This window comes from Streptomyces sp. SAS_272, assembly GCF_052543235.1.
In genome coordinates, this window is the sequence record NZ_JBMNDR010000011.1 from 24,480 (window position 1) to 36,682 (window position 12,203).

At 71.5% G+C, this 12,203-nt stretch carries 13 protein-coding genes; 10 read left to right on the forward strand and 3 right to left on the reverse strand.

The window, feature by feature from the left end:
• Window positions 1-61 precede the first annotated feature (61 nt).
• The 3 genes from ACN6LD_RS09925 to ACN6LD_RS09935 all read left to right on the forward strand — a co-directional run bounded on the left by ACN6LD_RS09925 (window position 62) and on the right by ACN6LD_RS09935 (window position 3,425).
• Window positions 62-1,318, forward strand: a complete 1,257-nt coding sequence (locus ACN6LD_RS09925) for a helix-turn-helix domain-containing protein (RefSeq protein ID WP_445042909.1) — start codon at window positions 62-64, stop codon at window positions 1,316-1,318.
• 139 nt (window positions 1,319-1,457) lie between these two features.
• Complete coding sequence (locus tag ACN6LD_RS09930; RefSeq protein ID WP_445042910.1) at window positions 1,458-2,768, forward strand: AMP-binding protein; 1,311 nt, start codon at window positions 1,458-1,460, stop codon at window positions 2,766-2,768.
• 207 nt (window positions 2,769-2,975) lie between these two features.
• Window positions 2,976-3,425 carry a hypothetical protein gene (locus ACN6LD_RS09935; RefSeq protein ID WP_445042911.1) on the forward strand — a complete coding sequence of 150 codons (450 nt, stop codon included), beginning with the start codon at window positions 2,976-2,978 and terminating at the stop codon, window positions 3,423-3,425.
• Window positions 3,426-3,439: 14 nt separating this feature from the next.
• On the opposite strand, the gene ACN6LD_RS09940 is transcribed toward ACN6LD_RS09935, so the two are convergent.
• The 3 genes from ACN6LD_RS09940 to ACN6LD_RS09950 all read right to left on the reverse strand — a co-directional run bounded on the left by ACN6LD_RS09940 (window position 3,440) and on the right by ACN6LD_RS09950 (window position 5,475).
• Entirely contained in the window at window positions 3,440-3,793 is a 354-nt protein-coding gene (locus ACN6LD_RS09940) for an antibiotic biosynthesis monooxygenase family protein (RefSeq protein ID WP_319196459.1), read from the reverse strand.
• A 202-nt stretch (window positions 3,794-3,995) separates the two neighbouring features.
• Complete coding sequence (locus ACN6LD_RS09945) at window positions 3,996-5,039, reverse strand: SPFH domain-containing protein (protein ID WP_319196457.1); 1,044 nt, start codon at window positions 5,037-5,039, stop codon at window positions 3,996-3,998.
• Between the two features lie 4 nt (window positions 5,040-5,043).
• Complete coding sequence (locus ACN6LD_RS09950; RefSeq protein WP_319196455.1) at window positions 5,044-5,475, reverse strand: NfeD family protein; 432 nt, start codon at window positions 5,473-5,475, stop codon at window positions 5,044-5,046.
• Window positions 5,476-5,790: 315 nt separating this feature from the next.
• Between ACN6LD_RS09950 and ACN6LD_RS09955 the strand changes: the two genes are divergently transcribed.
• The 7 genes from ACN6LD_RS09955 to ACN6LD_RS09985 all read left to right on the forward strand — a co-directional run bounded on the left by ACN6LD_RS09955 (window position 5,791) and on the right by ACN6LD_RS09985 (window position 12,048).
• Window positions 5,791-7,476: a ribonuclease J gene (locus tag ACN6LD_RS09955; protein ID WP_319196454.1), complete on the forward strand. Its 1,686-nt coding sequence runs from the start codon at window positions 5,791-5,793 to the stop codon at window positions 7,474-7,476.
• Between the two features lie 247 nt (window positions 7,477-7,723).
• Window positions 7,724-8,485 (forward strand): spermidine synthase, encoded by a 762-nt coding sequence (locus ACN6LD_RS09960; protein WP_445042912.1) that lies wholly within the window; start codon window positions 7,724-7,726, stop codon window positions 8,483-8,485.
• A 35-nt stretch (window positions 8,486-8,520) separates the two neighbouring features.
• Window positions 8,521-9,006, forward strand: a complete 486-nt coding sequence (locus ACN6LD_RS09965; protein ID WP_319193547.1) for a MarR family winged helix-turn-helix transcriptional regulator — start codon at window positions 8,521-8,523, stop codon at window positions 9,004-9,006.
• Between the two features lie 99 nt (window positions 9,007-9,105).
• Window positions 9,106-10,590, forward strand: coding sequence for a DHA2 family efflux MFS transporter permease subunit (locus ACN6LD_RS09970; protein ID WP_445042913.1), 1,485 nt, complete (start codon window positions 9,106-9,108; stop codon window positions 10,588-10,590).
• Between the two features lie 46 nt (window positions 10,591-10,636).
• The gene (locus ACN6LD_RS09975; protein WP_319193550.1) at window positions 10,637-11,098 is read left to right on the forward strand and encodes a pyridoxamine 5'-phosphate oxidase family protein; all 462 of its coding nucleotides are present in this window, start codon (window positions 10,637-10,639) and stop codon (window positions 11,096-11,098) included.
• Window positions 11,099-11,203: 105 nt separating this feature from the next.
• Window positions 11,204-11,620, forward strand: a complete 417-nt coding sequence (locus ACN6LD_RS09980; protein ID WP_319193552.1) for an SRPBCC family protein — start codon at window positions 11,204-11,206, stop codon at window positions 11,618-11,620.
• Window positions 11,620-12,048: a MarR family winged helix-turn-helix transcriptional regulator gene (locus ACN6LD_RS09985; RefSeq protein WP_319193554.1), complete on the forward strand. Its 429-nt coding sequence runs from the start codon at window positions 11,620-11,622 to the stop codon at window positions 12,046-12,048. Before ACN6LD_RS09980 ends, ACN6LD_RS09985 begins: the two co-directional genes overlap by 1 nt.
• The last annotated feature ends 155 nt before the right edge of the window (window positions 12,049-12,203 follow it).

The following is a 12,203-nucleotide window of genomic DNA, read 5'->3' on the forward strand; positions in this document are numbered from 1 at the left end:
CCCCCCCCCCCCCCCCCCCCCCCCCCCCACCCCCGTATACGTGGCAAGGAAGGGTTGAGCCGTGGTCGATCGGTCGGACTTCGGTAAGCGACTGCGAACGCTCAGGCAGGAACGCGGCATGTCGCAGGCACAGTTGGCCGGCGACGAAATGTCCGCCGGTTACCTCTCCCGCCTGGAGTCCGGTGCGCGGCCGCCCACGCCCAAGATCGTCGCCTATCTCGCCGAACGGCTCGACGTGCCCTCGTCCGCCTTCGACGCCCCGCCGGTCGCGGACGAGGCTCCGGTCGCGGACCTGGTCAGAGCGGTCACCGCGACGCCCGACGGCGACGGCCGGGTCGACGGCCTGCTGGAGCGTCTGACGCGCCACCAGGCCGATCTGTCCTTGCCGTTGCGGTGGATGGCCCTGTGGTCACTGGCCGGGATCCGGTCGGAGGGCGCCACGCACGAGGCTCAACTGCCCCTGGGACAGGAACTGCTCCGCACCGCCGAGGAGAGCGGCATCCCCGAGCTGCGGGTCCGCTCCCTTGTCCTGGTCTCCCGCATCCACCGCTCCCTCGGTGACATGAAGGCGGCCAACGCCTGTGCCGACGATGCCTATTCCACCGCGATCGAGCATGACGTGCCCCGAGCCGACACGGTCCGCGCGCTCATGATGCTGATCTCCACGGAGGCCGAGGCGAGCCAGCTGCACGATGCGCTGAAGTACGTGGCGGACCTGGAAGTGCTCTCGCAGGACACCTCGCCGACCATGCGGGTCGAGGCACTGTGGACGGCGGCCAGCGTGTACGTCCGGCAGGGGAACCACGCGGCCGCCGCGGCCCGGCTGGCCGAGGCACTGGCACTGAGCAGCAGCGCCGACGACCTCCGGTTGTGGATGCGGCTGCGCTTCGCCGCCGCGTCGCTCTACCTGCAGATGCACCCCTGCCGGCTCGCCGACGCACAGCAGATCCTCAAGGAGGTCGAGCCCGCCCTCGCCCTGGTCGGGGACGCCGGTCAGCACCTGGAGTTCCGCACGATCCGCGCCCACGCGCATTTCCAGGCGGGTGAGCTCGACGCCGCACGCACCCTGTGCGAGGAGATCCGCCCCGACGCGAAGCAACTCGAGTTCCGCGACATGATCCGGTTCGAGGTGCTGGTCCATCTGCTCGACATCATCTCCGGGCAGGTGGAGGCCGGGGTGCGCGCCATCGAGGCGCTGGCCGGCAAGGCGCACGAGGCGTCCAACATGGATCTCGCCGCGGAGATCTGGAAGAACCTCGCGGAAACCCTGGCCTTCGTCCAGTCGGCGAAGTCCGGGCCCGGGGCAGTCGATTCATAGCCCCCACCACACGGTCCTCGCACGGTCCTCGCGCTCGCCGTCCCCGCCCCGCGTTCACTGCGAGGCCGGACGGGCATGCGTCAGGGACGTCACCGGCGCAGGACAGGGGTGGGTTCATTCCTGAGCTGGAGGAAGCACAGTGATCACCGATCCCGCCCTGGCCACCCGCCGGGCGCACGCCGTGCGCACGCCTCATGCCGCATCCGCCCTCGCCGCGGCACGACCCGCGGGTCCCGGCGCGCGCACCGGCGCAGCAGCACGGACGCTCTCGCCGTCGGCGTCGCCGAGCACGCTGGACGCCCTGTTCGCCCAGGTTGCCCGGCGCCACCCGGATGCCGTCGCCGTCCAGGACGCCCGCGGCGAACTGCGCTTCGCCGCGGCCGAGTCGTGGGCCTCCCGGCTCGCATCGGTCATGGTGCACCGAGGCGTCCAGCTCGGCGATCCGGTGATCATCCACTGCGACGACCACCGGCAGGCGCTGACGGCGCAGTTGGCCGTTCTGAAGGCGGGAGGCGTGTGCGTGCCCGCCGCGCACGGCCTCGGCCGATCGGAACTGCGCGGCATCGCCGCGGTCAGCGGCGCCTCGACCGTGCTGTGCAGCCGTTCCACCCAGGAAGCGTGGCCCCGGCGGTACACCGCCCTCGCGCTCGACGACGAGGACACCCGTCGGCGGATCACCGCTCAGCCGCTGGAGCCGGCGCTGCCCCTTTCGCACTCCAGGGAGGCCGCCTACCTGCTGGTCCACGACGGCGGCCGGCACGGGCTCACCGGCCACCTGGTCGACCACCACGCCTGGCGGCTCGCCGTGGGCGAGCGGATCCGGACAGCGGGCCCCGCTCCCCGCCGGGTCTACGTGGCCGGCCCGCCGGCCGGCCCGCGCGCCTTGTCCGCGATGTGGTGGGCGTTCGCCGGCGGAGGATCGCTGCGCACACTGCCGGGTACGGGAACGTCGGCGCAACGCGACGGGACGGTGTCCGCCGCCGTGTTCAGCCCCGAGGAGTACGACGCTCTCGTGGACGTCCTCCCCGTCCGGCCGCGGCTGGTGCAGCTCGTCGGCGGGCCCGTGCCGAGCGATCTCGTGGCCCGGCACTTCACCGCCCTGCCCGGCGCCCGGCTGCGTGCCGACTTCTCACCCGCGGACGGCGCCCTGCCCTGGATCTCCCGGGAGTTCACGGCGTCCGGCGCTGCCGCCTCCTGGGCGGGTACGCTCGGCGCCCCGCTGCCCCAGGTGCAGGTGAGTGTGGTGGACGGCCGAGGCCGGCCGCTGGCGGACGGGCAGACCGGTGAGCTGTGCGCCGCCGGCCGCGCTCTTCCCTTCGACACCGTCCGCCGCCCCGGGCGCGCTCAGCCGGCCTGGGAGGAGGCGCCGCTGCTGCGTTCCGGAATCTCCGGTCGACGCCTGCCCGGCGGCGAACTCGAACTGGCCGAACCGCCGACGGCGGCCACCTGATCCGCGGTTCTCGAAACCGTCGAGCGTGCGAGGAGCCTTCGACGCCTGCCCTGCCCCGCCCAGGAAGCCCCTCACCGTCGGCCCCTCGGCGTCGGCTCCTCGGCGTCGGCCCCTCGCACGGCAGGCAGGACGGCTTCGGCGTGAGCGTCCGTGCTCGCCGGCGAAAGAGCGTGGAAGGCGTGCCGCAGCCCCTGGCAGACTGTCGCCATGGCGGACGAGGATCCCGGGACGGTGCGGCGCGAGCTCACCGAAGCCCGCGCGGAGCGCGACGCGTTGGGCCGAGAGCTCGGCGACCTGCGAGCATGGCTGTGCATCGAACTCGGCATGGACCGGGCGGAGCCGGACCGGCGCCGGTCCACCGCGCTCGGCGTCGCCACCGACGCCGAGATCGTCGGCGAAGTCCGACGCCTCCGGGACGAGCTGGCGCGATGCACTTCGACGGAGAGGGCGGACGACCGACGGTGGTCGGGAATCGATGTCCTGATCATGGACAACCGCAGGATTCACGCGATCCAGGCCATCCGCTCCGAGTTCGGCACGAGCCTGCCGCTGGCCGTGGACCTGCTCAGCGAGCGGTACACCCGACTGCGACGCAGATACCCCGACCGCTTCGGTGAGAGCACGGACACCTACTGGGACGGCTTCCGGTCCTTCTGACGGCTCCTCGGGGTCTACTCCCGCGTGAACCCATGGCTCCGCTCCACCTTCGCCACGTGCAGCGTGTAGTTCTCGTACCACTGGGCCCGCCCGCGCTCCTGCGCCGCGCGGTGCTCGGCGTCGGAACGCCACCGCGTGAGGGCGTCGCCGTCGCGGAAGTACCCGACGGTGATGCCGAGCCCGCCCGGAGTCTGCGCGTGATCCATCCCCAGATACCCCGGGACGGCCTTCACGAGCTCTTCCATGCGGGCGCTGGTCTCGCTGTATCCGCTCTGGTCCTGGGTTCGCACCGTGGTGAAGACGGCCACGTAGTAGGGGGGTTCATAGGCCTGGACGGGCACGACAGGCGCTTCCGGTTGATCACTCATGGCACCACGGTAAGGCGGGATCCGCGGGCGGTCAGCGGATTTCCCGAACGGGACACCTGACGGTTCCGGGCGCCGACCGGGCCGACGACGCGGAGCGCGCCACCGTGGACCCGGGCCGTGCCGTGCCGCGGGTGTGCGGCGGTCGACCGGTCCGGTGACCCGGTGGTGATCCGCCCGGTGAGCGTGCTCGCCGGGCTCGCCGTCAGTGCGGGGGCTGAGCGGGGAGGGAATCAGGGGGCGGAGTGCCGCGTTCGGCCCTGGCCGCGTCGGCGAGGGCCGCGGCGGCGGCTTCCGCAGCCTGCGCCGCGTCGTCGGCGGCCTGGGCCGCCATGTCGTCCGCGGGCCGCTCTCGGGTGGCCGGTGACGGGGGCAGCACCTCGCTGAAAGCGCGGGACACCCCTTGGAGTGCGGAGGTGATCTCGCTCGGGATCACCCAGAAGTTGTTGCCCGAACCCTGCGCGAGCTGGGGCAGCGTCTGGAGGTACTGGTAGGCGAGCAGCTTGGGGTCGGGGTCGTTGCGATGGACGGCCTGGAACACCTCGTCGATGGCCCGGGACTGGCCCTCGGCCTGGAGGATCGCGGCGGTACGGTTGCCCTCCGCCCGCAGGACGGCGGCCTGCTTGTCGCCTTCGGCGGTGAGAATCTGCGACTGGCGCTGCCCCTCGGCCCCGAGGATCGCGGCCCGCTTGTCCCGCTCGGCGCGCATCTGCTTCTGCATCGCGTCCTTGATGCTCTGCGGGGGGTCGATGGCCTTGATCTCCACCCGGTTGACCCTCAGCCCCCATTTCCCGGTGGCCTCGTCCAGCACGCCCCGGAGCTGGCTGTTGATGGTGTCCCGTGAGGTGAGCGTCTTCTCCAGGTCCATGGATCCCACGACGTTGCGCAGGGTGGTGACGGTGAGCTGCTCGACCGCCTGGAGGAAGTTGGCGATCTCGTAGAAGGCCGCTCGCGGATCCGTGACCTGGAAGTAGAGGACGGTGTCGATCTCGACGACCAGGTTGTCCTCGGTGATGACCGGTTGCGGCTTGAAGGAGACGACCTGTTCCCGCAGGTCGATCACCCCGTGGACGCGGTCGATGTAAGGGATGACGAAGTTGAGGCCGGGATTCAGGGTCCGGAGGTAGCGGCCGAGCCGTTCGACGTTGCGGGCGCGTGCCTGGGGCACGATGCGCACCGCCCGCACCACGGTGAAGACCGCGAACAGGGCGACGAGCAGGCCGGCAATCAAGAACGCCGAAGTTTCCATGGTTTCAGTCCCGGGGGTAGACGATCGCGGTGGCTCCATTGATCTCTATGACGTCGACGGTGCGTCCGGCAGGGATCACCAGCGTTTCGTCGTAGGCGCGGGCCGTCCATTCGTCGCCGTCGATACGGACCCTGCCGCCCAGGCCCGTCACCTCCGAGACCACGAAGGCGCCCTTGCCGATCAGGGCGTCCACGCCGAACCGTGCCGCTTGGGGCTGCAGCAGGTGACGCAACGCGATGGGGCGTACGAACAGCACCGTGGCCGCGGCGACGACGGTGAACACCACGAACTGGAAGGGAACGGGCAGCCCGACCGCCGCGGAGCCCGCCGTGACCAGCGCGGCCGCACTCAGCATCCCGAGCGCCGCGGTCAGCGTGAAGATCTCCACCACAGCCAGAACCGCTGCGATGATCAACCAGATCAGCCATGGGTCCATGACGTGCCTCTTCTGACCGGTGCGGGCATGAATGGGCGGGACTCCCACCATTGGACCGCGAGACGGGACAGCACAGGTACCCCTGCGCAGGCAATTCCCGACGATCCGCAGAAGACGATCCGCCCGTCACGCGTCCGGATCGACCGCTTCACGCCTCTTACAGGGGTTCTACCCATCCTGGGAAGATCACTCCACCCGTCCGGTGACACGTGGCGCGCCGGGGCGTGGCTTCGGGCCTCGCTTCGGACGGACGGGACGGGTCGGCACAGGGCGGCCGGTGGATCACACCGGCGGACTCTTCGGTAACGTGAGGTTATGAGCCATCCGCACCCAGAACTCAAAGCCGCCCCGCCGTTGCCCGAAGGCGGGCTGAGGGTCACCGCCTTGGGCGGCTTGGGCGAAATCGGTCGCAACATGACCGTCTTCGAACATGCCGGCAAGTTGTTGATCGTGGACTGCGGTGTGCTGTTCCCCGAGGAGAACCAGCCCGGGGTGGACGTGATCCTGCCGGACTTCACCTCGATCCGGGACCGCCTGGACGACATCGTGGGCATCGTGCTCACCCACGGCCATGAGGACCACATCGGCGGCGTGCCCTATCTGCTGCGGGAGCGGTCGGACATCCCGGTCGTCGGCTCGAAACTCACCCTCGCGTTCCTGGAGGCCAAGCTCAAGGAGCACGGCATCCGCCCCCGCACGGTGCGCGTGCGCGAGGGCGACCGGCGCCGCTTCGGCCCGTTCGACTGTGAGTTCGTCGCGGTCAACCACTCCATCCCGGACAGTCTCGCCGTCGCGATCCGCACCGGCGCGGGGATGGTGCTGCACACCGGCGACTTCAAGATGGACCAGTTCCCCCTGGACGACCGGATCACGGACCTGCGCGCCTTCGCCCGCCTCGGCGAGGAGGGCGTGGACCTGTTCCTCACCGACTCCACCAACGCCGAGGTCCCCGGCTTCACCACCTCCGAACGCGAACTGAACCCCGCGATCGAGCAGGTCATGCGCACGGCGCCGCGCCGGGTCATCGTCTCCAGTTTCGCCAGCCATGTGCACCGCATCCAGCAGGTCCTGGACGCCGCCCACCAGCACGGCCGCAAGGTGGCCTTCGTGGGCCGTTCGATGGTCCGCAACATGGGCATCGCCCGCGACCTCGGCTACCTCAAGGTCCCGTCGGGCCTGATCGTGAACGCCAAGGAGCTGGAGAAGCTGCCGGACCACCGGATCACCCTGGTGTGCACGGGCTCCCAGGGCGAGCCGATGGCCGCGCTGTCCCGGATGGCCAACCGCGACCACGCGATCCGCATCGGCAAGGGCGACACCGTCCTGCTCGCCAGCTCCCTCATCCCCGGCAACGAGAACGCCATCTACCGGGTGATCAACGGCCTGACCCGCTGGGGCGCCAACGTCGTCCACAAGGGCAACGCCAAGGTGCACGTCTCCGGTCACGCAAGCGCCGGGGAACTCGTCTACTGCTACAACATCGTCCGTCCCCGCAACGTCATGCCCGTCCACGGCGAGTTCCGGCACCTGCGGGCCAACGCCGACCTCGCCATCCGCACCGGCGTCGACCCGGACCGCGTCGTCATCGCGGAGGACGGCGTCGTCGTCGACCTCGTCGACGGCCGTGCCGCGATCACCGGCAAGGTGCCCGCCGGCAACGTCTACGTGGACGGCATGGAAGTCGGCGGCGCGACCGAGGCGTCCTTGAAGGACCGGGTCACGCTCGCTCAGGAAGGCGTCATCACGGTCGTCGCCATCGTCGACGCCGACACCGGTGCCCTCGCCGAGGCTCCCGACTTCCTGGCCCGCGGCTTCGTACACGACGACGCGACCTTCGAGCCGGTCGTTCCGGTCATCGAGAAGACGCTGGCCAACGCCGCGCAGGAAGGCGTCGGCGACGCCCACCAGCTCGAACAGCTGATCGCGCGCGCCGTCGCCAACTGGGCCTTCCGTACGCACCGGCGCAGGCCCCTGATCATCCCCGTCATCATCGACGCCTGACCGGGACCGCCGCCCCGGGCCTGTGATCCCCCGCTCCCCCGCTCCCCCGTCGGAGCGGGGCATCCCTCGCTCCGGCTCCCCCGCTGCCCTGCCGAGGCGATGATCACCACATCCGTCGGCCATGCCGTCACCACACCGGCCTCGACGCCCCGGCAGCGGCAACGCCGGCGGGCAGGGGCGGCGTCGCGGCCGACGGCCGACGGCCCCGTCAGAACATCAGAACGTCACAACCCCGAAAGGTGAACGGATGGGCCTGCGCTTCGAGGAGATCGACTGGCAGCCGACGCCCATCGGCGAGATCAGCCTGCGGCGCCGCCGCCACCCGGTCTCGGGCGAGGACGTGTACGAGGTGAAGCTCGGCGACGAGTTCCTGATGTCCAGTCTCTTCACCGCGGGCGAGATCGCGCTCACGGAGCTCGGACTGGCCGAGCTGCCGGACGCCGACGGGCCCGAACTGGACGTCGCGGTCGGCGGACTCGGGCTCGGCTACACCGCCCAGGCTGCCCTGGACGATCCCCGCGTCCGCTCGCTGACCGTCGTCGAAGCGCTCCCCGAGGTCATCGACTGGCACCGGCGGCACCTGGTCCCCCTCGGAGCCCGGCTGACCTCCGACGCCCGCTGCCGACTGACGCACGGCGACTTCTTCGCGCTGGCCGCCGACCCCGTCGGCCTGGACCCCGAGGCCCCGGGCCGTCGCTTCGACGCCATCCTGCTGGACGTCGACCATTCACCGCGCCATGTGCTCCACCCACGCCATGCGGCCCTGTACCGGCCCGCCGGGCTCCGCGCCCTCGCCGCGCACCTCCGCCCCGGCGGGGTCTTCGCCCTGTGGTCCAACGATCCGCCCGACGAGCAGTTCATGTCCGCGCTCTCGGAGGTCTTCCCCCGCACGGCGGCCCAGGTCGTCGACTTCGACAACGCACGGCAGGACGGCACCTCGACCAACACGGTCTACGTGGCCCGCACGACGCCCGGCACACCGCCCGCCGACAAGGTCCCTTCCGGATAATCCGCCACGGATCCAGTTGTCCTACCCTTGCAGGCATGACCGCCATGGCGCCCGCGCGCACCGAACCGGACCTGTCGTTCCTCCTCGACCACACCAGTCACGTCCTGCGCAGCAAGATGTCCGCCGCACTCGCCGAGATCGGCCTGACGTCGCGCATGCACTGCGTGCTCGTCCACGCCCTGGAGGAGGAGCGGACCCAGGCCCAGCTCGCCGAGATCGGCGACATGGACAAGACCACGATGGTGGTGACGGTGGACGCCCTGGAGGCCGCGGGCCTGGCCGAACGCCGCCCCTCCCGCACGGACCGGCGGGCCCGGATCATCGCGGTGACCGACGACGGCGCGCGCGTCGCCCGGCAGAGCCAGGAGATCGTCGACAGTGTGCACCGCGACGCCTTGGCCACGCTGCCCGGCGGCGACCGGGAGGCCCTTCTGCGCGCCCTGAAGCACCTGGTCGGCGACGGTCTGGCACACCCCGTCGAGGCCCCTCGCGCCGCCCGGCGGGCACGCCAGGCCAAGTGAGAGAGGCCAGGCATACGTAAGACCGGAAGAGATAGTCTGCAACGGAACTATCTGTTACGGTCTCTCCTGTCGTCCCTTCCGACCGACAGGAGACACGCCATGTCCATCCCCTTCAGCTCCGGCCGCTCACCCGCCGCCGCGCACTCGCGTCGACTCGCGCTCGCCGTCGTCGCCACCGGGATGCTGATGATCGTCCTCGACGGCTCCATCGTCACCGTGGCGATGCCGGCCGTCCAGGGCGACCTGGGGTTCACCCCCGCCGGACTGAGCTGGGTCGTGAACGCCTACCTCATCGCGTTCGGCAGCCTCCTCCTCCTGGCCGGCCGGCTCGGCGACCTGATCGGCCGCAGGCGCATGTTCCTGGCCGGCACCACCGTCTTCACCCTCGCCTCGCTGCTGGCCGGTCTGGCCACCTCGCCCGCGGAGCTGATCGCCGCCCGCTTCCTCCAGGGCATCGGCAGCGCGATGGCCTCCGCCGTCAGCCTGGGCATCCTCGTGACGCTGTTCACCGAACCCGGGGAGCGCGCCAGGGCCATCGCCGTCTTCAGTTTCACCGGCGCGGCCGGCGCATCCATCGGCCAGGTCGCGGGCGGCCTTCTCACCGACGCGCTCGACTGGCACTGGATCTTCTTCATCAACCTGCCGATCGGCGTCGCCGTCCTCTCGACCGCCGTACGCGTACTGCCCCGCGACGCAGGCCTGGGCCTCAAGGCGGGCGCCGACGCGCTGGGCGCCGCCCTGGTCACGGCCGGCCTGATGCTCGGCATCTACGCCGTCGTCAAGGTCGAGGAACACGGCTGGACGTCGGTGCGCACCCTGGGCTTCGGCGCCCTCGCCGCCGTGCTGCTCACCGCGTTCCTCGTCCGTCAGGCCACCGCGAAGAACCCCCTGATGCCTCTGCGGATCTTCCGCTCGCGCAGCGTCGTGGCCGCCAACCTGGTCCAGATCCTGATGGTCGCCGCGCTCTTCTCCTTCCAGATCCTCGTCGCCCTGTACCTCCAGCAGGTCCTCCGATACGGCGCCGCCGAGACCGGCCTCGCGATGCTCCCGGCGGCCGCCGTCATCGGCGCCGTCTCGCTGGGGGTGTCCGCCCGGCTGGGCGCCCGGTTCGGCGAGCGCAACGTCCTGCTGGCGGGCATCGTCGCCCTCGTCGGCGTCCTCGCCCTCCTCAGCCGCCTCCCCGTGCAGGCCGGCTACGCCGTCGACCTCCTGCCCGCCATGCTGCTCGCCGCGGGCTTCGGACTCGCACTGCCGGCGTTGACCGCACTGGCCATGTCCGACGCCGACGAGGAGGACGCCGGTCTGGCGTCCGGCCTCTTCAACACCACCCAGCAGATCGGCATGGCCCTCGGCGTCGCGGTCCTGTCGACCCTGGCCGCCTCCCGCACCCGGAGCCTCGCGGCGAGCGGACGCACCACGGCCGAGGCGCTGACCGGCGGGTACCGGCTCGCCTTCGCGGTGGGAGCGGGGCTCCTGGTCATCGCCTTCGCCCTCGCGTTCACGATGCTGCGCCGCCCCGGGCGCCGGGCCGCCGTGGAGCCGGTCGCCGGCCCGTCGGCGCCCGCGCAGGCAGCACGCGTCTGACCGCTCACCCCCTCTCCGCACTCCCATCCATCGAAAGGCCGATCCCATGAGCGACCACGCCGCCGACGAGGCCACCACCGGCGTCACCGACGCGAACAGCGGCACCACCGAGAACGACGGGCCCGCCCCCTACGCCCTCTCCGGCGAGGAACTCTCCCGTCTGCTGACGCAGCAGCGGTTCGGAGTGCTCGCGAGCGTCAGGAGCACCGGCCACCCACACCTGTCGACCGTCCTCTACGACTGGGACGCCGAAGAGGGCGTGCTGCGCGTCTCCTCGACCGCCGACCGGCTCAAGGTCCGCCAGTTGCGGCGCGACCCGCACACGTCACTGCACGTGAGCGGGCCGGACGTGTGGTCGTTCGCCGTGGCGGAGGGCGAGGCCCGGATAGTCGACCCCGCCGACGACGCGGCCCCCGGCGAGCAGCCGCTCCCCGACCGGCGCGTGACCATCGTGATCCGGGTGTCCCGCCTGTACGGAACCGCCCTCCACATCCCCGCCAGGACCTGACCGCCGGCGGTGCCCGACGACCGGGGCGGGCCCTGGGCAGCCCCTCTGGACAGATGATCTGCGCACAGATAATCTGTGGACACATCATCTTGCGAGGAGGCACCCATGTGGGAGTACGAGCACGGCGTCGAGACCAGCGCCGCCCCTGAGGCGATCTGGCGGCTCTGGGCCGACGTCGACAACTGGAGCGCCTGGAACGCCGAGATCGAGAAGATCGAGATCAGCGGCCCGTTCGCGGCGGGGGCCCGGATCACGATGACACCGCCCGGGGACGACCCGATCGTGCTGCGTATCGCCGAAGCCCGGCAGGACGAGCTGTTCGTCGACGAAGCCCACTTCGGCGACCTGCTGTTCCGCACCGTGCATCGCATCGAGCCGGTCGACCGCGACCGGATCCGCGTGGTGTACCGGATGGAGATCACCGGCCCCGGGGCCGACGAGGCCGGCGCCCACATCGGGCCGGGGATCACCGCCGACTGGCCCGACACCATGGCCTCGCTGGTCGAACTGGCGCTGCGCTGATGCCTCTGCGCCCCGAGGACAGCCCAGGACTGCTGCTCTGGCACGCCACACTGCGCTGGCAGCGCGACATCGCCGCCGCCCTGGCCCCCCTCGAGCTCACCCACGTCCAGTTCGTGCTGCTCGCCTGCACCTGGTGGCTCAACTCCCAGGGCGAGCAGCCCAACCAGCTCGCCCTGGCCCGGCAGGCGGGCACCGACGTCAAGATGACGTCCCAGGTCCTGCGCACCCTGGAACGCAAGGGGCTCGTCGAGCGCGAGACCGACCCGGGCGACACCCGCGCCAAGCGCCTGCGCGTCACCGACACCGGGGCCGAACTGGCCCCTCGCGCGATCGCCGCCGTCGAGCTCGCCGACGCACGGTTCTTCGAGCCGGTGCCCGTCGACGAGGCGGTGTCCCTGCTCCGCCGCCTGGCCCGCCCTCGGCCTTGAGGCGCGGGCGCCGGCAGCCACAGGACGCCGGACCCGAGCCGGGCCTCCGCAGGCGGCGTCCATGCCGACCCGCCGCCGGCAGCCGGCCCGGCCCGGCCCCTGATCGGGCCGGCCGTCGGCGCAGCGGCGGCGCTCCCGGTGCGTCTCAGCCCCTG

What these genes read in the sequence shown, in the direction of transcription:
- ACN6LD_RS09935 (WP_445042911.1), top strand. Translation starts at nt 2,976, where the DNA reads ATGGCGGACGAGGATCCCGGGACGGTGCGGCGCGAGCTCACCGAAGCC.
- ACN6LD_RS09985 (WP_319193554.1), top strand. Translation starts at nt 11,620, where the DNA reads ATGCCTCTGCGCCCCGAGGACAGCCCAGGACTGCTGCTCTGGCACGCC.
- ACN6LD_RS09950 (WP_319196455.1), bottom strand. Translation starts at nt 5,475, where the DNA reads ATGGACCCATGGCTGATCTGGTTGATCATCGCAGCGGTTCTGGCTGTG.
- ACN6LD_RS09960 (WP_445042912.1), top strand. Translation starts at nt 7,724, where the DNA reads ATGGGCCTGCGCTTCGAGGAGATCGACTGGCAGCCGACGCCCATCGGC.
- ACN6LD_RS09965 (WP_319193547.1), top strand. Translation starts at nt 8,521, where the DNA reads ATGACCGCCATGGCGCCCGCGCGCACCGAACCGGACCTGTCGTTCCTC.
- ACN6LD_RS09980 (WP_319193552.1), top strand. Translation starts at nt 11,204, where the DNA reads ATGTGGGAGTACGAGCACGGCGTCGAGACCAGCGCCGCCCCTGAGGCG.
- ACN6LD_RS09970 (WP_445042913.1), top strand. Translation starts at nt 9,106, where the DNA reads ATGTCCATCCCCTTCAGCTCCGGCCGCTCACCCGCCGCCGCGCACTCG.
- ACN6LD_RS09940 (WP_319196459.1), bottom strand. Translation starts at nt 3,793, where the DNA reads ATGAGTGATCAACCGGAAGCGCCTGTCGTGCCCGTCCAGGCCTATGAA.
- ACN6LD_RS09955 (WP_319196454.1), top strand. Translation starts at nt 5,791, where the DNA reads ATGAGCCATCCGCACCCAGAACTCAAAGCCGCCCCGCCGTTGCCCGAA.
- ACN6LD_RS09945 (WP_319196457.1), bottom strand. Translation starts at nt 5,039, where the DNA reads ATGGAAACTTCGGCGTTCTTGATTGCCGGCCTGCTCGTCGCCCTGTTC.
- ACN6LD_RS09975 (WP_319193550.1), top strand. Translation starts at nt 10,637, where the DNA reads ATGAGCGACCACGCCGCCGACGAGGCCACCACCGGCGTCACCGACGCG.